Source organism: Alishewanella sp. HH-ZS (genome assembly GCF_001704375.1).
In the GTDB taxonomy this organism is placed as follows: domain Bacteria; phylum Pseudomonadota; class Gammaproteobacteria; order Enterobacterales; family Alteromonadaceae; genus Alishewanella; species Alishewanella aestuarii.
In genome coordinates this window covers 1-20,646 of the sequence record NZ_LZEJ01000056.1, presented here as the reverse complement: position 1 = coordinate 20,646, position 20,646 = coordinate 1, and the positions used below count along the sequence as shown (strand labels likewise).

General features: G+C 50.9%; 23 protein-coding genes. 4 read left to right on the top strand and 19 right to left on the bottom strand.

Annotation, left to right across the window (positions count from 1 at the left end):
• The first annotated feature begins 87 nt into the window (after window positions 1–87).
• From A9165_RS15415 to A9165_RS15405, 3 genes are read left to right on the top strand one after another with little or no spacing between them, the layout of a single operon-like run.
• The gene (locus A9165_RS15415; protein WP_065956540.1) at window positions 88–1,032 is read left to right on the top strand and encodes an integron integrase; all 945 of its coding nucleotides are present in this window, start codon (window positions 88–90) and stop codon (window positions 1,030–1,032) included.
• A gap of 42 nt (window positions 1,033–1,074) precedes the next feature.
• Window positions 1,075–1,341: a DUF4160 domain-containing protein gene (locus tag A9165_RS15410; protein WP_039925278.1), complete on the top strand. Its 267-nt coding sequence runs from the start codon at window positions 1,075–1,077 to the stop codon at window positions 1,339–1,341.
• A gap of 11 nt (window positions 1,342–1,352) precedes the next feature.
• Window positions 1,353–1,619, top strand: coding sequence for a DUF2442 domain-containing protein (locus tag A9165_RS15405; RefSeq protein ID WP_008608319.1), 267 nt, complete (start codon window positions 1,353–1,355; stop codon window positions 1,617–1,619).
• 69 nt (window positions 1,620–1,688) lie between these two features.
• On the opposite strand, the gene prpF is transcribed toward A9165_RS15405, so the two are convergent.
• The 19 genes from prpF to yceD form a co-directional block, all read right to left on the bottom strand.
• Window positions 1,689–2,876, bottom strand: coding sequence for a 2-methylaconitate cis-trans isomerase PrpF (gene prpF, locus A9165_RS15400; protein WP_065956539.1), 1,188 nt, complete (start codon window positions 2,874–2,876; stop codon window positions 1,689–1,691).
• Window positions 2,876–5,461 (bottom strand): Fe/S-dependent 2-methylisocitrate dehydratase AcnD, encoded by a 2,586-nt coding sequence (gene acnD, locus A9165_RS15395; RefSeq protein ID WP_065956538.1) that lies wholly within the window; start codon window positions 5,459–5,461, stop codon window positions 2,876–2,878. The genes prpF and acnD overlap by 1 nt, the downstream gene beginning before the upstream one ends.
• A 232-nt stretch (window positions 5,462–5,693) precedes the next feature.
• Window positions 5,694–6,821, bottom strand: a complete 1,128-nt coding sequence (gene prpC, locus A9165_RS15390; RefSeq protein WP_065956537.1) for a 2-methylcitrate synthase — start codon at window positions 6,819–6,821, stop codon at window positions 5,694–5,696.
• A gap of 178 nt (window positions 6,822–6,999) precedes the next feature.
• Window positions 7,000–7,884, bottom strand: a complete 885-nt coding sequence (gene prpB / locus A9165_RS15385) for a methylisocitrate lyase (protein ID WP_065956536.1) — start codon at window positions 7,882–7,884, stop codon at window positions 7,000–7,002.
• A 1-nt stretch (window position 7,885) separates the two neighbouring features.
• Window positions 7,886–8,572 (bottom strand): GntR family transcriptional regulator, encoded by a 687-nt coding sequence (locus tag A9165_RS15380; RefSeq protein ID WP_065956535.1) that lies wholly within the window; start codon window positions 8,570–8,572, stop codon window positions 7,886–7,888.
• Window positions 8,573–9,448: 876 nt separating this feature from the next.
• Entirely contained in the window at window positions 9,449–10,240 is a 792-nt protein-coding gene (locus A9165_RS15375; protein ID WP_065956541.1) for a TatD family hydrolase, read from the bottom strand.
• A 34-nt stretch (window positions 10,241–10,274) separates the two neighbouring features.
• The gene (locus A9165_RS15370; RefSeq protein WP_065956534.1) at window positions 10,275–10,601 is read right to left on the bottom strand and encodes a PilZ domain-containing protein; all 327 of its coding nucleotides are present in this window, start codon (window positions 10,599–10,601) and stop codon (window positions 10,275–10,277) included.
• Between the two features lie 12 nt (window positions 10,602–10,613).
• Window positions 10,614–11,555 (bottom strand): DNA polymerase III subunit delta', encoded by a 942-nt coding sequence (holB, locus tag A9165_RS15365; protein WP_065956533.1) that lies wholly within the window; start codon window positions 11,553–11,555, stop codon window positions 10,614–10,616.
• 1 nt (window position 11,556) lies between these two features.
• Window positions 11,557–12,183: a dTMP kinase gene (tmk, locus tag A9165_RS15360; RefSeq protein ID WP_065956532.1), complete on the bottom strand. Its 627-nt coding sequence runs from the start codon at window positions 12,181–12,183 to the stop codon at window positions 11,557–11,559.
• Window positions 12,173–13,222 carry an endolytic transglycosylase MltG gene (gene mltG, locus A9165_RS15355; protein WP_008608302.1) on the bottom strand — a complete coding sequence of 350 codons (1,050 nt, stop codon included), beginning with the start codon at window positions 13,220–13,222 and terminating at the stop codon, window positions 12,173–12,175. The genes tmk and mltG overlap by 11 nt, the downstream gene beginning before the upstream one ends.
• Window positions 13,216–14,013 carry an aminodeoxychorismate lyase gene (pabC, locus tag A9165_RS15350; RefSeq protein ID WP_065956531.1) on the bottom strand — a complete coding sequence of 266 codons (798 nt, stop codon included), beginning with the start codon at window positions 14,011–14,013 and terminating at the stop codon, window positions 13,216–13,218. The genes mltG and pabC overlap by 7 nt, the downstream gene beginning before the upstream one ends.
• A gap of 157 nt (window positions 14,014–14,170) precedes the next feature.
• On the bottom strand, window positions 14,171–15,409 hold the full coding sequence (gene fabF, locus A9165_RS15345; RefSeq protein WP_008608298.1) for a beta-ketoacyl-ACP synthase II: 1,239 nt from the start codon (window positions 15,407–15,409) through the stop codon (window positions 14,171–14,173).
• An 81-nt stretch (window positions 15,410–15,490) separates the two neighbouring features.
• The gene (acpP, locus tag A9165_RS15340; protein ID WP_008608297.1) at window positions 15,491–15,727 is read right to left on the bottom strand and encodes an acyl carrier protein; all 237 of its coding nucleotides are present in this window, start codon (window positions 15,725–15,727) and stop codon (window positions 15,491–15,493) included.
• A 127-nt stretch (window positions 15,728–15,854) separates the two neighbouring features.
• The gene (gene fabG / locus A9165_RS15335; RefSeq protein WP_008608296.1) at window positions 15,855–16,601 is read right to left on the bottom strand and encodes a 3-oxoacyl-ACP reductase FabG; all 747 of its coding nucleotides are present in this window, start codon (window positions 16,599–16,601) and stop codon (window positions 15,855–15,857) included.
• 9 nt (window positions 16,602–16,610) lie between these two features.
• A complete protein-coding gene (gene fabD / locus A9165_RS15330) occupies window positions 16,611–17,546 on the bottom strand; it encodes an ACP S-malonyltransferase (protein WP_039925263.1) in 936 nt (311 codons plus the stop codon).
• A 60-nt stretch (window positions 17,547–17,606) separates the two neighbouring features.
• A complete protein-coding gene (locus A9165_RS15325; RefSeq protein WP_008608293.1) occupies window positions 17,607–18,566 on the bottom strand; it encodes a beta-ketoacyl-ACP synthase III in 960 nt (319 codons plus the stop codon).
• 6 nt (window positions 18,567–18,572) lie between these two features.
• Window positions 18,573–19,604 (bottom strand): phosphate acyltransferase PlsX, encoded by a 1,032-nt coding sequence (gene plsX / locus A9165_RS15320; RefSeq protein ID WP_008951892.1) that lies wholly within the window; start codon window positions 19,602–19,604, stop codon window positions 18,573–18,575.
• Between the two features lie 39 nt (window positions 19,605–19,643).
• Window positions 19,644–19,808 (bottom strand): 50S ribosomal protein L32, encoded by a 165-nt coding sequence (rpmF, locus tag A9165_RS16700; protein ID WP_008951891.1) that lies wholly within the window; start codon window positions 19,806–19,808, stop codon window positions 19,644–19,646.
• Window positions 19,809–19,823: 15 nt separating this feature from the next.
• Complete coding sequence (gene yceD / locus A9165_RS15315; RefSeq protein WP_008951890.1) at window positions 19,824–20,351, bottom strand: 23S rRNA accumulation protein YceD; 528 nt, start codon at window positions 20,349–20,351, stop codon at window positions 19,824–19,826.
• A gap of 154 nt (window positions 20,352–20,505) precedes the next feature.
• On the opposite strand from yceD, the gene A9165_RS16695 reads away from it, so the two are divergent.
• The coding region (locus A9165_RS16695; RefSeq protein WP_176714630.1) for a Maf family protein at window positions 20,506–20,646 on the top strand (141 nt) is incomplete at its 3' end.

Genomic DNA, 20,646 nt, shown 5'->3' with positions numbered 1-20,646 from the left:
AAAGGGCTAAAGCAAATTTTGCAGTGGATAGCTCAGTGGTGCTGGACACCGGACGATCTGATAGAGTGTGGATAATATGGGGGAGCAATTTGTGGGGATCCCTCAGATAAGCGCCGCTATGCTAAGCGCACGGTTGAAACCTATTTACACTGGATCCGCTTTTACATTTTATTTCATAAAAAGCAGCACCCTAAAGACTTAGCGGAGCAACACGTAGAGCAGTTTTTAACCTACCTTGCGGTAAATAGGCATGTTGCAGTGCAAACGCAGGCATTGGCGCTTAATGCGCTCAGTTTTTTGTATAAAGAGATTTTGCAGCGGCCGTTATCACTTAACTTGAATTTTAATCAATCCAGTAAACCCAGAAAGCTGCCGGTTGTACTAACCAAAGACGAAATTAAACGCTTATTAAGAGAAATTGATCCTGGCTATTTGCTGCTGGCGCAATTGCTATATGGCAGTGGCTTGCGGTTAATGGAGGCGGTGCGGTTAAGGGTTGCCGCTATTGATTTTGACTACCTCTCTATCATGGTATGGCATGGTAAAGGTGGTAAACACCGGCGGGTCACCTTAGCGCCAGAGCTGGTGCCGGCATTAAAACGCCAAATTTCCTTGGTCGAGGCTTATTATCAGCAAGATCTTGAAACTCAAGATTATGCCGGGGTTTGGTTACCTTTTGCCTTAGCCCGCAAATATCCTGGTGCGCCAAAAGAGCTGGGCTGGCAGTATTTATTTCCATCCAACAAACTAAGCATTGATCCCGACTCTAAATTGCTGCGCCGCCATCATATTGATGAATCGGGTTTGCAAAAGGCGGTGAAAAGTGCCTCCCGTAAAGCAAGGATCGACAAGCATGTTAGCTGCCACACCTTACGCCACTCTTTCGCCACGCACCTTTTACAAGCCGGTATGGATATCCGCACTGTGCAGGAACAACTTGGCCATACCGATGTAAAAACCACGCAAATTTATACCCATGTGTTAAAGCAAGGAGGTAATGCCGTGCAAAGTCCACTATCGCAACTACTTTAGGTAATACCCCAAGAAGCCGCTATACTTGGTAAGGAAAAGATTATGCCAACTATCTCCATGTTCTACGGGATAATAATCCGAATGTATTACGCCCCTAAAGAACATCCACCACCGCATTTTCATGTATATTATGGTGAGTATAGGGCAACAGTTGATATTTTAGAGTGCGAAATTTTGCAGGGGGATCTTCCTGTTAAGCAAACGAAATTGGTCTTGGCTTGGGCGGAGCTACACCAGGACGAACTCATGGCGGATTGGTTATTAGTAATGAATGGCGAAGAACCATTCAAGATTAAACCATTGCAATAAGAGGTTTAAGCATGTTTCCGGCAGTAACACGGGTAACCGCATTGGAAAACTATCAATTAGCAATCGAATTTGCTAATGGTGAACATGGCATTTTGGATATGAAGCCTTATCTGGACTTTGGTGTCTTTAAACGCTTACAGGAAACGTCTGCATTTAATCAGGTATTTGTGTCTTTCGATACGATTGAATGGCGCGCAGGGGTCGATCTGGCACCTGAGTTTGTTTACCGGCATTGCCAACGTAACCAGCAGAATGCCAAATTGATGGCTAATAGCTGAACTTAAACTCACCAATACGAACAGGGCGCAAAAGCGCCCTGTTAATTTAAGCTTTTACCCCTGTCTTTTTCAGAAACAATCGCCCGGCACTCTTACCCAGCCTTCCATCAGTACCCGAGCGCTGCGGCTCATAATGGCTTTGGTCACCGTCCATTGACCGTCCACTTCAGCGGCGGCGGCACCAACCCGTAAGGTACCAGATGGATGGCCAAAGCGTACTGCTTCTCTGGCACCACCGCCGGCGGCTAAATTTACCAGGGTACCGGGTATTGCAGCGGCCGTACCAATGGCCACCGCTGCCGTGCCCATCATCGCATGGTGTAATTTACCCATTGATAAGGCCCGTACCAGCAAATCAATTTCGCTGGCAGCAACGGCTTTACCGCTGGACGCCATATAACTTTGTGGCGGCGCGACAAAAGCAATTTTTGGCGTGTGGGCGCGGGCGGCCGCTTCGCTGATATCCTGTATCAGACCCATTTTTACTGCGCCATAGGCGCGGATAGTTTCAAAGCGCGCTAAGGCCGCCGCATCGCTATTTATCGCGTCCTGCAGTTCAGTACCGGTGTAGCCAATATCCGCGGCATTAACAAAGATGGTCGGAATGCCGGCATTAATTAGCGTGGCTTTAAAGTTACCAATACCTGGCACCTCTAAATCATCCACTAAATTGCCGGTTGGGAACATGGCACCACCGCCCTCGCTTTCATCGGCGGCCGGATCCAGAAACTCAATTTGCACTTCCGCCGCAGGAAAGGTTACCCCATCTAGCTCAAAGTCACCGGTTTCCTGCACCTCACCCTTTGTCATCGGCACATGGGCAATAATGGTTTTGCCAATATTAGCCTGCCAAATCCGCACCGTGCACAGGCCATTTTGCGGGATCCGCGCGGCATCGACCAAACCATTGCTAATGGCAAAAGCGCCTACTGCAGCGGTTAAGTTGCCGCAGTTGCCACTCCAGTCAATAAAGGGTTTATCGATAGCGACCTGACCAAACAGATAATCAACATCATGCTCGGGCTTGCTGCTTTTGCTTAAGATCACGGTTTTACTGGTGCTCGAGGTCGCGCCGCCCATGCCATCGGTATGTTTACCGTATGGATCCGGGCTGCCAATTACCCGCAGCAGCAGGTTATCCCGCGCCTTACCCGGCTGCTGGGCAGCAGCGGGTAAGTCAGTCAGCTTAAAGAACACGCCTTTCGAGGTTCCGCCACGCATATAGGTAGCGGGAATTTTGATCTGACCGACGCTCATTACACCGCTCCTTGCAAAAAGTCCTGCGCAAAGCGCTGTAGCACACCACCGGCTTCATAAATCGACACTTCTTCGGCCGTATCTAAACGGCAGGTGACAGGTACTTCTACCACTTCGCCATTAGCGCGGTTAATTACCAGCGTTAAATCGGTACGTGGTGTGCGAGCGCCTTTCACATCATAGGTTTCAGTACCATCTAACTGCAGGGTTTTACGGTTAGTGCCCGGCTTAAACTCCAGCGGCAATACGCCCATCCCAATTAAGTTGGTACGGTGAATGCGCTCAAAGCCTTCAGCGGCAATAGCTTCAACACCCGCTAAGCGCACACCTTTGGCGGCCCAGTCGCGTGATGAGCCCTGGCCATAGTCGGCACCGGCAATAATAATCAGCGGCTGTTTGCGATCCATATAGGTTTCAATCGCTTCCCACATCCGCATGACCTTACCTTCCGGCTCTACCCGCGCCAGCGAACCCTGTTTTACCTTGCCGTTTTCCAGCACCATTTCGTTAAACAGTTTTGGGTTAGCAAAGGTAGCGCGCTGTGCCGTTAAGTGATCGCCGCGGTGCGTGGCATAAGAGTTAAAGTCTTCTTCCGGCAAGCCCATTTTAGCCAGATACTCACCGGCCGCACTATCCAGCAGAATGGCGTTCGACGGTGATAAATGGTCAGTGGTAATATTGTCCGGCAAAATCGCCAGCGGTCGCATGCCGCTTAAGCTGCGCTCGCCTGCCAGCGCGCCTTCCCAGTATGGTGGGCGGCGAATATAGGTACTTTGTGGCCGCCAATTATATAGCGGGCTAATTTGCTCACCGTAATCCACACTTAGCGCAAACATCGGCTCGTACACTTTACGGAACTGCTCCGGTTTTACGCTTTGCGCCACTACCGCATCAATTTCGGCATCGCTTGGCCAGATATCTTTTAAGGTAATGGCTTTACCCTCATGGTAGCCCAATACATCTTTTTCAATATCAAAGCGGATAGTACCGGCAATGGCATAGGCGACAACCAGCGCCGGCGAGGCTAAAAACGCTTGTTTGGCATAAGGGTGAATACGGCCATCAAAGTTACGGTTACCCGATAACACGGCTGTAGCGTACAGATCACGGTCAATAATTTCTTGCTGAATTACCGGATCCAGCGCGCCGCTCATACCGTTACAGGTAGTACAGGCAAAGGCGACAATACCAAAGCCCAGTTGCTCCAACTCTGGCAGTAAACCGCCTTCTTCCAAATACAGCTGCACCGCTTTGGAGCCAGGTGCCAGCGAGGTTTTCACCCACGGCTTGCGGCTTAAACCCAGCTTATTGGCATTACGCGCCAGCAAACCGGCGGCAATCACATTGCGCGGGTTAGAAGTATTGGTACAGCTGGTAATGGCCGCGATAATCACCGCGCCATCCGGCATCTTGCCCTCTTCAATTTCATACTTACCGGCGATACCTTTCGCGGCTAAATCGCTGGTCGATAGACGGGCATGCGGGTTCGATGGGCCAGCCATAGTGCGGCCAACGCTGGATAAATCAAAGCGCAGTACCCGCTCGTACTCGGCGGTTTTTAAACTCTCACTCCAAAGGCCTGCGGTTTTGGCATAGGTTTCAACCAGTTTTACCTGTGCGCTCTCGCGGCCCGTCAGGGTTAAATAATCCAGCGTTTGCTGATCGATAGAGAACATCGCCGCCGTGGCACCGTATTCCGGTGTCATATTAGAAATAGTAGCCCGGTCACCTAAACTCAGGCTGTCGGCACCCTCGCCAAAGAATTCTAAATAGCTTGATACCACTTTTTCTTTACGCAAAAACTCGGTCAGCGCCAGTACAATATCGGTTGCCATAATACCTGGTTGCGCTTTGCCGGTTAGCTCTACGCCGATAATATCCGGCAGCCGCATCCAGCTGGCGCGGCCCAGCATCACGCTTTCGGCCTCTAAACCACCGACGCCAATGGCGATTACACCTAAAGCATCCACATGCGGCGTATGGCTGTCAGTACCTACTAAGGTATCCGGATAAGCCACGCCATCTTTGGCATGGATCACCGGCGACATCCGCTCTAAGTTAATCTGGTGCATAATGCCGTTACCCGGCGGGATCACATCCACGTTTTTAAAGGCCTTTTTGGTCCAGTTAATAAAGTGGAAGCGATCGTCGTTACGTCTGTCTTCAATGGCGCGGTTTTTCTCAAAGGCGTCTTTTTCAAAACCGGCATGTTCTACGGCTAATGAGTGGTCAACAATCAGCTGCGTTGGCACCACCGGGTTCACTTTGGCCGGATCACCACCCTTTTCCGCGATGGCATCACGCAAACCGGCTAAATCAACCAGTGCGGTTTGGCCTAAAATATCGTGGCAGACCACACGGGCCGGAAACCACGGAAAATCGATATCGCGCTTGCGGTAAATCAGCTGTTTTAACGCATCTGGCAATAGCGCCGGATCGCAGCGGCGCACCAGGTTTTCGGCATGCACGCGCGAGGTGTATGGGAGTTTGGCATAAGCACCCGGCTCAATGGCGTCTACCGCTTCGCGGGCGTCAAAGTAGTCGAGCTGGGTACCGGGTAAATTTTTGCGGTATTGGCTATTCATGGTTGGTCTCTGTCTGCATAGCACTTTGGATTCAGAGTCAGGCGTGCACCGTCGAACCGGATTGCCCACGCCAAGCCGCCGTGAATACATCCCTGTAGGCTTCATTGTGAATGTCATCCTGACATTCACCCTTGCGGGCCAGTGCCTGTCCAAATGCGCTCCAAACGCATTTGTCAGGCACCATGCCTTCAAGACTTGGCTTAGAGCAATCCGATTCTCGGGCACCTAAACTCTATCTTGATTCAATCGGTTTCACATTACGCGGCTCAACACCCACGTAGTCGGCGCTTGGCCGGATAATACGGTTATCGGCGCGCTGCTCCATCACATGCGCGGCCCAACCGGTTAAGCGGCTGCAGACGAAAATCGGTGTAAACAATTTAGTTGGAATGCCCATATAGTTATAGGCCGAAGCATGGAAGAAATCGGCGTTACAGAACAGTTTTTTCTCACGCCACATTACCGCTTCACAGCGCACTGACACATCGTACAGCTTGGTATCGCCATTGGCCTTGGCCAGTTTTTCTGACCACTCTTTAATCACGGCGTTACGCGGATCCGACTCTGAGTAAATGGCATGGCCAAAACCCATAATTTTTTCTTTGCGCTCCAGCATGCCCAGCAGTTTTTGCTCGGCATCGTCAGCGTTATCCATTTTCTCAATCAGCTCCATCGCCGCTTCGTTAGCTCCGCCATGCAATGGGCCGCGCAGTGAGCCGATAGCGCCGGTAATACAGGAGTGCATATCGCTTAGCGTCGAGGCACACACCCGGGCAGTAAAGGTCGAGGCGTTAAATTCATGCTCGGCGTACAAAATCAGTGAGGCTTGCATCACTTCGACATGCAAGGCTTCCGGCTTTTTATCGTGCAAGGTCCAGAGGAATTGTTCGGCAATGGAGTCGGCGTCGGTTTCCACGTTTACGCGCTTGCCATGGTGGCTATAGTTATACCAGTAGTTAACCAACCCTGGAAAAATCGCCAGCATCCGGTCGGTTACGTCCTGCTGCTGGGCAAAGCTGTGTTCCATTTCCAGGTTACCCAGCATTGAGCAGCCGGTACGCATCACATCCATCGGGTGAGCATTGGCGGGAATACGCTCTAACACATCTTTTAATGCCTGAGGCAGTGCGCGCAGGCTCTTTAATCTGGCTTTATAAGCGGCAAGTTCAGCACTATTTGGCAATTCGCCTTTTAAAATTAAGTGCGCCACTTCTTCAAAGGTACAGTTGGCGGCTAAATCTTTTACATCATAGCCCCGATAGGTTAAGCCTGAACCTGTCTTACCTACTGTTGATAAGGCGGTTTTACCTGCTACCTGGCCGCGCAAACCTGCGCCTGAGAGTACTTTACCTGTTGACATGGTTTTGTTGCTCCTGTTCTGTTTAGCCTTCATCCTTGTCACTGCAGCGGTGTTAGCTGCGTTCGCGAACCACGGTCACATAGTAGACTATGCTCCCGAGGATTCACTCACTTGCTGCCTTGCTGCAGCGGCAATGATTTTGGCTAAAAGTAATAATTAAAAATGTAAAATATTTATTTTAAGATTTTTTGCTGCTAAACAGCTGATCCAGTTTTTGCTCGAAGCTGTGGTAATTTAAAAAGTCATACAGCTCAGCGCGAGTTTGCATGCTGTCTACCACGGCTTTCTGATCGCCGTTTGCTAAAATTGACTGATACACATTTAATGCGGCTTTATTCATGGCACGGAAGGCACTTAACGGATACAGCACCATCGCCACACCGACGCTGGCCAGCTCAGCTTTGTTATACAGTGGGGTTTGACCAAACTCAGTGATATTAGCCAGTACCGGCACCTTTAACGCTGAGGTAAAGGCTTTGTATTGTTCCAGCGTATGCACGGCTTCAGCAAAAATGGCATCGGCACCAGCGTCCTGACAGGCAATAGCGCGCTCAATAGCCGCATCTAAACCTTGCTGTGCTAACGCATCGGTACGCGCCATAATAAAGAAGCTTTCGTCAGTACGGGCATCCACACTGGCTTTAACCCGGTCAACCATTTCATCTAAGCTGACAATTTCTTTATTCGGGCGATGGCCACAACGTTTTTGCGCGACCTGATCTTCAATATGAAAGCCCGCTGCGCCGGCGCGGGTCATTTCTTTTACCGTGCGGGCAATATTAAAAGCACCACCCCAACCGGTATCGGCATCTACCAGTAACGGTACTGAGGTTGCTGCGGTAATGCGGCGGATATCTTCACAGACATCATTTAATGAGGTCATGCCTAAATCAGGTAAACCAAAGGAGGCATTGGCTACGCCAGCACCAGACAGATAAAGCGCCTGGTGTCCGGTACGCTCGGCCATCATCGCGGTGTAGGCATTAATGGTGCCGACGATTTGCAGTGGCGAATTGGCGGTAATGGCGGCACGGAATTTCTGGCCGGCGGTTAAATTGCTCATCTTAGTTCCCCTGTTGCTCTAGTTCAGACAGTTTATGTTCGATATTGCGCCTGGAGGCAGCGATATGCCGGCGCATCAGTAGATCGGCTAGTTCACCATCACGATTGGCAATGGCATTAATAATAGCCTTATGTTCGTCAAATGCCCGCGATACGCGCGGGCCATTCATGCCAAGCTGTACCCGGTACATCCGCATCAGGTGATACAGCTCGTCGGTGAGAATATTGATTAAATACGGGTTTTTACTGCCAAGAATAATGCGGTAATGAAAATCCAGATCGCCGGCTTCCTGGTAATAACTTTCGCCCTCACGCACCCGCTGCGAGCTAAGATGCTGATCTAATAGATCCTGCATCTCACGAATTTCGGCATCGCTCATTTGGGTCGCCGCTAACCGGCAGGCTAAGCCCTCTAATTCTTCACGTAGCTGATACAGCGATAACAAATTTTCTGTCGACAATTTCACTACCCGCGCCCCGGCATTCGGCGTGCGCTCCAGCAAGTGGCAACGCTCTAACCTTGCTAAGGCTTCACGCAGCGGCGCGCGGCTAAGATCAAAGCGTTTCGCCAGCTCCGGCTCGCTGATCTTTGAGCCCGGCGCAATTTCACCGGCCACAATGGCGCGCAGCAGCTCTTGCAGTACACGATCAGCAGCGGTTACAGCGGGGCGTTGCAAAGCAGGATTCATAGCTGATTGTCGACATAAACAAAGAATGGGTAAGTTTTAGGCTTATTTAACGCCAGTGTCAAGTCAAAATCGGCAGGATTGTCGACAATCAGACTAAAGTACATATTAATACTTTAGGACTCCGGTACGCTCGCCGTACCGGAGTCCATCCTGCGATAGCGAGATAAACAGCTAACTCAAAGCAACACCGCTTTAGGACTCCGGTACGCCCGCCGTACCGGAGTCCATTCTCCGATAGCGAGATATACACCTAACTCAAAGCAACACCGCTTTAGGACTCCGGTACGCCCGCCGTACCGGAGTCCATCCTGCGATAGCGAGATAAACACCTAACTCAAAGCAACACCGCACCAGGACTCCGGTACGCTCGCCGTACCGGAGTCCATCCTGCGATAGCGAGATAAACACCAAACACAATGCAGTCAGACGCAGTAGCCAGCACCCGCTTTAGGACTCCGGTACGCCCGCCGTACCGGAGTCCATCCTGCGATAGTGAATAATAAACCCGAGCTATCGTTGTAGCTGAAGATGAATTTTTTAGATTTTTTTAGAATATAAAGCAGGCTCTTTAGCTTACATAATGATAACAAATTCTGACCCTATAACAGGTCAAATTCAGTAGCTGTGCATAATTGCACGGATAAGCTGGGGATAACTTGGGTATAACCCGACGGATGATTGATGCAAGCGCTTGCTAATTTAGCTGCTTTAGGAACATGAAAATTAGTGAGGCTTGGCTACACTTGATTTTACCTTTTGTAACTTCTTCTCGATAGCGCACGGCTCATTCCCTATGAGCCATTCCCCTAAGCCCGGAACAATTCGGATTGGTTCCGGGCTCCTTTTATCTACTACTTTCAAAATGTTAGACTATGCTCAAGCGGCTTTGCGTTTGACTGCTGCCAGCGGGAACAGTGAATAAAAGTTGGCGCTGGTCTGCTGCGCTAACTCCACTAACGACACCGCCTTAATCTCCGCCATTGCCGCTGCGACGTCAGTAACATAGGCTGGCTGATTGGTTTTACCGCGATGTGGCACCGGCGCCAGATAAGGCGCATCCGTTTCGATCAGTAAACGATCCAACGGTAATTTACGCACCACCTCACGCAGCTCACTGGCATTACGAAAGGTCATAATGCCCGACAACGAAATATAAAATCCCAGATCTAAAGCCGCCTTAGCCATCTCGTAATTTTCAGTAAAGCAGTGCAATACGCCCCCGGCATCTGCCGCGGCATGCGCTTTCATCAGGGCAATCGTATCAGCACGGGCATCACGGGTATGGATAATCAGTGGCTTATGTAATTGACGGGCGACATCAATGTGTTTCACAAAGGCATCCTGCTGGCTTAGCTTTGAATCCGGATTATAGAAATAATCCAACCCGGTTTCGCCAACAGCAACGACTTGTTGCTGCGCCGCCAGCTGTAACAACAGTTCAGCATCAACACTATCGGTTTGATGCAGCGGGTGTTCGCCACAGGAGACAGAGACTTCGGAGAAAGGTGCCACCAGTTCGGCCATCGCCGGATACTCAGCTAATGACACGCTAACGCAAAGTAAATGCTCAACCTGACGTTGCCGGGCATTATCCAAAACCTGCTGTAATGTCAGCCCTAATTTGTCCAACTCCAGACGGTCGAGATGACAATGTGAATCTACAAACAAAATAACCTCAAATTCATTAACTGCATCGCAGTTGTTACATCGTGTATGTAATTTCATTACTGTGTAATTGCACACCCAGTAATTTTTCTATCCGGCTGCTTAAACCATGTTTATCGTCGATAAAGGCTACACCTATTCCTGCCGGATTAGAACTTTGTGCACCCAGCGGCGATACCCAGGCGACCTTGCCCGTTACCACAACTGGCTCCAATGCATCAGGCAGGGTAACGCTTAACGCCAGGGATTGTCCCATCTTGTAATGACGGGCCGAGCGGATAAACAAGCCGCCATTTTTGAAAAACGGCATATAACAGCGATAAAGCTCTTTCGTATCAGTAAAACCTAATGCCAGCTCTTCCATTCTTGCCTCCGGTTAGCGACGACCAGGCTGGGCGCGCGCCGGCGCCAACAACTGTTGCCACTCACTAAGTATAGCGCTGATTGCCAGACTCTTATTTTGCCCTAAAATCTGCTGCTCGTCACGGCAGAAGCGGATTAAGCTTTGTTGCATAGTCTGCAGCTGCGGTGCGCCTAACCGCTGCTCTAAACTGAATTTATGTAGCAGATAACTCAGGATCAACGTCAGATCCGTGCGTCCTTCCAGGGTTTTTAGCATAGGCTGCAGCGGTTGCCGCTGCACCAGCAACGTTAATAACTGCTGTAACAGCGTATCCAGGGTCGCGTACTGGTCCGATTGCAGCAACGCCATGGCTTTTAACGGCGCCCCGCCGCTAAAGCTAACGATAAAATCAGCAATGGGGCCGCTGTGCTGTGCTGCCAGATGATCGGCCAGCGCCTGTGGCGCCAGCGGCGCTATAGCCCAGCGCTGACAACGGCTTAAAATAGTTGGCTTTAAGCGCTGTGCCTGCGCAGTACATAACAGTAAAAAACAGCCTGCCGGCGGCTCTTCCAGTGTTTTAAGTAGTGCATTGGCGGCGGCCTCGGTCATCCGTTCGGTATGACGTACAACTATCACCTTATGGCCATGCTGCTGCGCCCTGCCCTGAGTAAAGTCGGTAAGACGGCGGATTTCATCCACGCCCAGGCTAGTGCCCTCCGGTTGCAGCATCAGTAAATCCGGATGGTTACCTGCGGCCAGCAACAAACAGCTTTTACACTGGCCACAGTGCTGACCGGCCTGCGGGTTCTTACATAACAGCAAGGCACTCAGCAGCTGCGCCAGCTCAAACTTGCCCATCCCCTCCGGGCCGCTTAACAATAAGGCATGCGCCAGCCGTTGCTGCTGATACAGCCAGGAAAGCTTATCAAAGCTCTCCGCCAACCAGGGATAATTGGGCAGTTGCAGCAGCGCCATCTTAAACTCCGGCCGCAGCCAGGGCAGTCAACAGCGCCTGCTGCACCTCGGCTAGTGGCTGACTGGCATCAATCACCACGATATTCGGCTCTTTGCCGGCGATCTCCAGATATTTGGCACGGGTGCGCTGGAAAAAGCTCAGTTGTTCCTGTTCAATCCGATCCAATTCACCGCGGCTGGCAGCACGGGCTAAACCGAGTGCCGGATCAAGATCCAGATACAGTGTCAGATCCGGCCTGGTATTACCCAGTACCGCCTGGCGTAGTGTATCAATCAGCTTATCACCAAGTTGCCGGCCACCGCCCTGATAGGCGCGTGACGATAAATCATGCCGGTCAGCCAGCACCCAGTTACCGGCAGAGAGCGCTGGCCGGATCACATTGGTCAACAGCTGTACCCGTGAAGCATACATCAGCAGTAGCTCTGTTTCCGGCGCTATCTGCTCTTGAAGATCGGCTTGCTTTACCAAAGTCCGTAACTGCTCTGCCAGAGGTGTACCGCCCGGCTCCCGGGTGCAAACCACCTGATGGCCGCGGCTTTCCAGGTATTGCTTCACCGTGGCGATAGCGGTACTTTTACCGGCGCCCTCCAGCCCTTCGATAACGATAAATTTGCCGTTACTGCTCATTATTTTGCCCAAGAATATATTTGCGTACTGCGCTGTTATGTTGCTCTAATGTTTGTGAAAACACGTGGGAGCCATCACCGCGGCTGACAAAGTAGTAATAGTCGCTTTGCTCCGGTGCCGCTGCCGCTTTGAGCGCACTGATACTCACCAGTGAAATTGGCCCCGGTGGCAAACCATGATGCCGGTAGGTATTGTAAGGGTGTGGATCACGCAAATGTGCCCGGGTAATGCGACCATTATAATCTGCTACGCCATAGATCACTGTCGGATCGGTTTGTAAGCGCATCCCGGTATTTAAACGGTTGACGAACACCGAACTAACCAGACCGCGTTCAGCTTGCAAACCACTCTCTTTTTCAATAATCGACGCCAGTATCAACAGCTGATAGGGCGTTTGCAGTGGTAAATCGGGTTGCCGTTGCTGCCAAATCTGCTCCAGCTGCGTTAACAGTGCCTGATGGGCGCGCAACCAGATAGCGCTGGCTTTACTGTTGGCAGTATAAAAATAGGTGTCCGGAAAGAATAATCCTTCCATTTGCTGAGCCAGCTCTGGCATTGGCGCCAATTCGCCCCACTCAGCTGGCCAGCGTAACAGCTGCTGTAATTCGGCGATCTGCTGCAAATCCTGTTGTAAATAAGGTAAATCGACAAAGCGTTGCCAGCTTTGCGCCAGGGTTTCGCCCTCAATCAGGGTAACACTAAATTGTGCGACCCGACCCGAGCGAAACAGTGCCAATGCCTGTTGCAACGACATTTCGGCCTCTACCCGGTACAGGCCCTGTTGCAATTGCGCCTGCTCTGGGTGTTGGCGCAGATAAAGTTTCAACTGCTGGCACTGCCAGGCGGTAAGTTGTTGCTGTGTTTGCCACTGCCGGCATAGTTGTCGGGCCGAGGCACCGGGCTTTACGTCATACAAGGCTTCGCTAAAACGGATCGGCGCCGCCAATAAGGCCTGTTGTGCCTGTTGCCAGTAACTATTGCCGGCAACCAGTACCAGGACCAGTAGTACCGGCAGCCAATAAGATAAACGTCTTAGCATAATACCTGTTGTTGTAAGCTATGCACGGCCGCCATCGGCAGCGGCCGGCCATCTAATTCTCGCACTGCGGCTATCCCCAGCAATGCATTGCTAAAAAACATCGCGCTTAGAAGCGGCAATTCGTGTAGCGCTAACGGCCGCTCAGCGATCTGCGGCTGCTGCTGCATAATATGGCTGCGCATTACCCCTGCTACGCCGCATTTATCCAGCGGCGGGGTGTACCAGTGCCCATGCAACTGATAGAACAGATTGGCGGCACTGCCCTCTATCACCAGATCATTACTGTCTGCCACCACCAAATCATCTAATGCTGTGCCCGCCAGCTCTTGTTTTAGCAGCACCTGCTCCAGCCGGTTACAGTGCTTTAACCCTGCCAACGCCGGTTGTGCTGCCAGACGCAATTTGGCCAGCCCCACCTTTAAACCGGCGGCCTTTAGCGCGCGATAATCCGGCATCGGTGCCTGATACAAATAACAGCTGACTTCTGCCTTTGGATCCGCTGCATAACCGCGCCCCCCGATACCGCGTGAAATCAGTAGTTTAAAAACGCAGTCAGCTGTCATTTGCCGGGCTTGCACCTGCAGCCAGGCGCTGAGCTGTTGCCAGTCTGGTTCCACAAAGCCAAGGCGCCGGGCACTGTATTGTAGCCGCGCCAGATGCAACGACCAGAGTGCAATTTCACCCTGACTTACCCGCATTGTCGTAAACAAGCCATCGCCATATTGTAAAGCGCGGCAGCCGCCGGCAACGGCGGTACTGTTTGGCGAATTAATCAGGATGAAATCAGCCATATCTGCTCTTTACAAAAATTTGCCACAGCTTTGCATAAGGTTGAGCTCAGTATGCCTTAAGGCTGCCGCCTTGCAAAGCAAAGCCCGGTTTAGCGGCTTTAGCTGCATAAAAAAACCGCAGTATTTAACTGCGGTTTCTTGCAAACAGCATCGCGGCTTAGATTTTCTTAAACAAAATCGAGCCGTTAGTGCCACCAAAACCAAAGGAGTTACACAGTGCATACTCCAGTTTCGCCTGACGCGCCTGATGCGGCACATAGTCCAGATCACAACCTTCGCTTGGATTATCCAGGTTAATGGTTGGCGTCACCAGCTGATCCTGTAGCGACAGCACCGTGATAATAGATTCCACTGAACCGGCGGCCCCTAACAGGTGACCAATCATCGATTTCGATGAACTGACCATCAGTTTATCCAGGTTGTTGGCAAATACGGTTTTAATCGCCATAGTCTCAGCGATATCACCCGCTGGCGTTGAGGTACCGTGGGCATTGATATACTGCACTTGCTCTGGGTTAACCTGAGCATCATTCAGTGCATTTTTCATCGCAAGGGCAGCGCCATCACCGTTTTCCGGTGGCGAGGTCATATGGTAGGCATCACCGCTCATACCAAAACCGACCAGCTCGGCGTAAATTTTCGCACCACGGGCCTTGGCATGCTCATATTCTTCCAACACCATCACACCGGCACCGTCGCCCAGCACAAAACCGTCACGGTCTTTATCCCAGGGCCGGCTGGCTTGCTGCGGCGCATCGTTACGGGTTGATAACGCGCGAGCCGCGCCAAACCCCCCCATACCGAGCTCGGTTGAAGCTTTTTCAGCACCACCGGCTACCATCACATCGGCATCGCCATAAGCAATCATCCGCGCGGCCTGACCAATATTGTGTACACCTGTAGTACAGGCGGTAACGATACTGATATTCGGGCCTTTTAAACCCAGCATAATCGACAGCTGGCCGGCAATCATATTAATAATGGTTGATGGCACAAAGAACGGTGATAAACGCTTCGGGCCACTATTCATCAGCTTGGTGTGGTTTTCTTCAATTAAACCTAAACCACCAATACCGGAACCGATAGCGGCACCAATGCGATGGGCGTTCACTTCATTGATTTCCAGGCCGGAGTCACGAAAGGCCTGCATGGCTGCTGCTACGCCGTATTGGATAAACAAATCCATTTTTTTGGCGTCTTTCGCCGGGAAATAAGGCTCAACATCAAAATCTTTGACTAAGCCGGCAAATTTAGTTGTATAAGCACTGGTGTCAAAGTGCTCGATCAGGCCAATGCCGCTTTTCGCCTGCTGCAGTCCCTGCCAGCTGCTGGTCACATCATTGCCCAGCGGCGTCAACATTCCTAAACCTGTTACCACTACACGACGTTTTGCCACCGTGTCCTCCGTAGATACCTGTTTTTCTGATTCTTAAAACGAAAACGGGTAGCCTCGCTACCCGTTTCTCAAGCTTTCGGCTTATTCAGCGTGGGCTTTGATGTAATCAATGGCTGATTGCACCGTGGTGATTTTCTCTGCTTCTTCGTCTGGAATTTCAGTATCGAATTCTTCTTCCAGCGCCATCACCAGCTCTACTGTGTCCAGTGAGTCTGCACCCAGATCGTCAACGAAAGAAGCTTCGTTTTTCACTTCTTCTTCTTTAACGCCCAGTTGTTCAACAATAATCTTTTTAACGCGTTCTTCGATGTTGCTCATCTTTTCTTCCTTTTTCTCATCTAAATCGCAACAAATCGTGCAATTTGGTTTGGCGCTAGTTTATGCGTAAGCAGGGGTTGATGCAAGCAATGCCCTTGGCATTTTTTGCTGGTCAAACCTGATTTGCTTACACCATATACATACCGCCGTTAACGTGAACTGTTTCACCGGTAATATAGGCTGCCTGCGTGGACGCCAGAAATGCCACTGTCGCCGCAATTTCTTCTGGCTGCCCTAAACGATTTGCAGGGACTTGCGAGAAAATAGCTTCTTTTTGCTCGTCCGACAACTCTTTCGTCATGTCCGTATCAATAAAACCCGGTGCGATAGCATTTACGGTAATACCGCGTGATGCCACTTCACGGGCCAGTGATTTGGTAAAGCCCAGCACACCCGCTTTCGCCGCAGCATAATTGGTTTGTCCGGCATTGCCCATTGAGCCCACTACTGAGCCAATAGTAATGATGCGGCCAAAACGCTTTTTCATCATGCTACGCAGTACCGCCTTGCTCAGCCGATACACCGAAGTTAAATTGGTCTGCATAATATCAAACCATTCTTCATCTTTCATCCGCATCAGCAGATTATCGCGGGTAATACCGGCATTATTTACCAGAATATCGATCTCGCCAAAGCTTTCTTTGATTTGCGCCAGGCACTGCTCAACAGAATCGGCATCGGTCACATTCAACACTAAACCTTTGCCGTTAGCGCCCAGATAGTCAGAAATAGCGGCTGCGCCCTTCTCACTGGTCGCGGTACCGACTACTTTGGCACCCAGAGCAGCCAGTTGCTCAGCAATGGCTTTACCAATCCCACGGCTGGCGCCTGTTACCAGCGCGACCTTACCTTCTAATGAAATAAATGCTGTCATCTTGTTACCTTATTCTGCTGTAAGGGCAGCGCTTAACGCGGCGCTATCGGTAATTGAGCTGGTGTTCAGCTCTTTATTAATGCGTTTAATCAGGCCACTTAGTACCTTGCCCGCGCCCAGTTCCAGTACTTCGGTCACGCCCTGCGCGGCGAAATACTCAATGGTTTCCGTCCAGCGCACCGGGCTATACAGCTGACGAATTAATGCCTCTTTAATTGCTTCAGCACTGTCTGCCAACTCGACATCAACATTATTAACCACAGGTATGACCGGCATATTAAAATGCAGCGCAGCTAAATCAACGGCTAGTTGCTCAGCTGCCGGGCGCATCAACGCACAATGTGACGGTACGCTTACTGGCAACGGCAGCGCGCGTTTGGCTCCGGCCGCTTTACAGGCTTCACCGGCCCGCTCTACCGCAGCTTTATGACCGGCAATCACCACCTGCCCCGGTGAGTTGTAGTTAACCGGCGCCACGACTTCACCCTGAGCCGCGTCGGCACAGGCTTTGGCAATGGCCGCATCGTCCAGACCAATAATTGCTGCCATGGCGCCAGTACCGGCCGGCACGGCCTGCTGCATATACTGGCCACGCTTTTCCACCAGTTTTACCGCATCGGCCAAAGACAATACGCCCGCACAAACCAGTGCCGAGTATTCTCCTAACGAGTGACCGGCAAAATAGGCTGGCGTAGCGCCGCCTTGTTGCTGCCATACACGCCAGACGGCAACAGAAGCCGTTAATAATGCCGGCTGGGTGCGCTGGGTTTCATTCAGCTGCTCTTCCGGGCCATTCGCAACCAGTGCCCATAAATCATAACCCAGTGCCGCTGAAGCTTCGTTAAACGTATCCTTTACCAGCGGGTAAGTTTGATACAGATCGGCTAACATGCCAACACTCTGTGAACCCTGACCTGGAAAGACAATTGCAAGTTTTTTCGTCATCGTTATACCCTGTTAAAAGGTGCCTGCATTGAAATTAAGAATTTTCATTGAAATAAAAGCTTAGTAGCGAACCAGTGCAGAGGCCCAGGCGAAACCGCCGCCAAAGGCTTCTAACAATAAGGTTTGACCACGCTGAATCCGACCATCACGTACTGCTTCATCCAGCGCTGTCGGTACGGTCGCCGCCGAGGTATTGCCATAGCGATCCAGGTTAATCACCACCTGATCCATCGACATATCCAGTTTACGCGCCACCGCAGCAATAATTCGTAAGTTCGCCTGATGCGGCACCAGCCAGTCGATTTGCGATTTGTCCATATTATTAGCGGCCAGGGTTTGCTCAACCACTTCAGACAGCTTGGTCACGGCAACTTTAAAGACGTCGTTACCCTTCATGCTACCCCAGGAGTTATGTACCGAGGCTTCGTCACCGCGAATAGGGTTATCGACGTAAAGCAATTCTGAGTATTTACCGTCAGCATGAATATGGGTCGATAAAATGCCCGGCTGTTCTGACGCTTCCAGTAACACAGCACCGGCGGCATCACCAAACAGGATCACCATAGAGCGATCTTCCGGGCTGACCAGCTGTGACAGGCAGTCTGAGCCAATCACCAGGATACGTTTTGCCAGACCGGTTTTAATGTATTGATCGGCAATACTTAAGGCATAACAAAAACCGGCGCAGGCGGCAGCAATATCGAAGGCAGGAATAGCAGGAATATCCAGTTCGCGTTGAATTTCGCAGGCAGCACTGGGTAAGGCGCGCGAGGCACTGGTGGTGGCGCAGATAATCATATCGACACTGTTTTTATCAACGTTGGCCGCTTCCAGTGCTTTACGGGCAGCAGCAGCACCCATGGTCGCCACACTTTCGTCTTTACCGATAATGCGCCGCTCTTTAATACCCGTGCGTTCGATAATCCATTCGTCTGTGGTTTCCACCATAGACTCTAAGTCCGCATTAGTGCGGACTGTTGCCGGAAAATAACTTCCGGTACCAATAATTCTTGAGTACATGCTGGCCTATGCTTTATCTATCAGAACCTGTTCCAGCCGATCTTTTATTTTTGCAGGTACCTGGCGTTGAACCTCGCACACTGCTTGTCGGATGGCACTTAAAAATGCGTCTTTCGTCGCATTTCCATGACTTTTCACTACAATGCCGCGCAATCCTATCAGACTTGCACCATTATACTGGTCGGGGTTCATCCCCTGATAAAGACTTTTTAGGGCAGGTTTACACAGCCAGCTTAATAAAGCAGCAAAAGGCCGCTGTTTCACGCCTTGTTGCGCCCGCTTCAGGATCAGTTTCGCTACCCCTTCGCAGGTTTTTAGCGCCACGTTACCGACAAAGCCATCGCAAACAATCACATCCGCCTTACCGGAGAAAATATCATTACCTTCGATATAGCCGATATAATTCAGATCCCGGCATTCCTGCAGTAACTGTGAGGCGCGTTTGATTTGATCCGAGCCTTTAATTTCTTCTTCGCCCATGTTTAGCAGTGCCACGCGCGGCGCCCGGATGCCGATCACTTCTTCGGCCATCACCGCGCCCATTACCGCAAACTGAAACAAGGTGTCGGCATCACAATTAACGGTAGCACCTAAATCCAGCATATACACTGGCTTACCGTTGCAGCTGGGTAAGGCACTGACCAGCGCAGGCCGCTCGACGCCATTGAGCATTTTCAGTACATAGTGCGCCATTGCAATCAGAGCACCGGTATTACCGGCAGAGACACAGGCCTGAACCTTACCCTGCTCAACCAGATCGAGGGCGTGGCGCATCGAAGAGTCACGTTTAGTGCGTAAGGCTAATGAGGGTTTATCGGCCATCGAAACCTGATCGTCACTGTGCACAAAGCGAATGCGCGGATGCGCAGCAACGCCGGCTTCAGTCAGCATACGGCTAAGCAGTGGCTGGTCACCACAAAACACAAGTTCGAGTTCGGGGAATTCTGTTAGCGCTGCCAGGGCGGCAGGTATAGTAGATCGGGGGCCAAAGTCGCCCCCCATCATATCTAAAGCCAGAGTCGGCTTTAGCGGCTGCACTTTACTACCAGTAAAAACCGTCAGGACAAGGGTCCAGACTTATTTTACTTTACGGCCTTTATAGAAACCGTCGGCAGTAATGTGGTGACGGCGGTGCGTCTCACCTGAAGTTGAATCAACTGACAGCGTTGGGCCAGTTAAAGCATCGTGTGAACGACGCATGTCACGACGTGCACGAGATTTTTTGTTTTGCTGAACAGCCATTGTATTTCTCCTAAATCACTTTTTCTTCAATTCTTGCAGCACTGCAAACGGGTTGGGCTTTTCCGGCTCCGGGCCTATGTCACCGAAACTCATACTGTCTGGATTAACTGAACAATCTTCAGGCGCATGCATCGGGTACAAAGGAAGCGTCAGAATCAACTCGTCTTCAATCAGCTGCCGTAAATTAATTTCGCCGTGTTCATCACGTTCGATCACGTCGTAGCGCTCAGGAATCAACTCCAAAGCCGCATCATCATCTCCGTTAACCGGAGTATATGCAAAACTGCAGTCTAGTGTGAGCGGCATCGCTTCGCCACATCGCTCACACTTTACACTTACCAGACAAGTTGCTGTACCCTGTAGTACAGTCAGTCCCTGCTGGTCAGTTCCGCATTCAATTCTGACTGTTACTTCGCCGTCGTTACTCAGCAAGCTCTCAGAAAGTCGGGTTAACGTACTCAGCACAATAATGCCTTCGTAGTCTGACCGCTTTTGCGCTGCCTTTACCGGATCCAGCGTAACAGGTATTTTCACTTTTTGCATAAGGCGCGCATCATATAGAAGCAGTCCCTGAGTGTCAAAGGGTTCTGCAGGTTTTTTAACATATTTCTCGCAGCTTTCTGGCGAATAGCGCGGCTTGGCATTATAGTGCGGCCGCCCCCTGAATCATAGCGTGAAATTACCCTAAGGATGAAAAATGACTACGCAGCAGCATCCGCCACTCTATCTGGCCTCTACCTCTGTTTACCGGCGCGCCTTGCTACAAAAGCTGACCACACAGTTTAGCTGTGTTAAACCCGAGGTCGATGAAAGCCCCAGGGCGAGATCGCGAACGTTT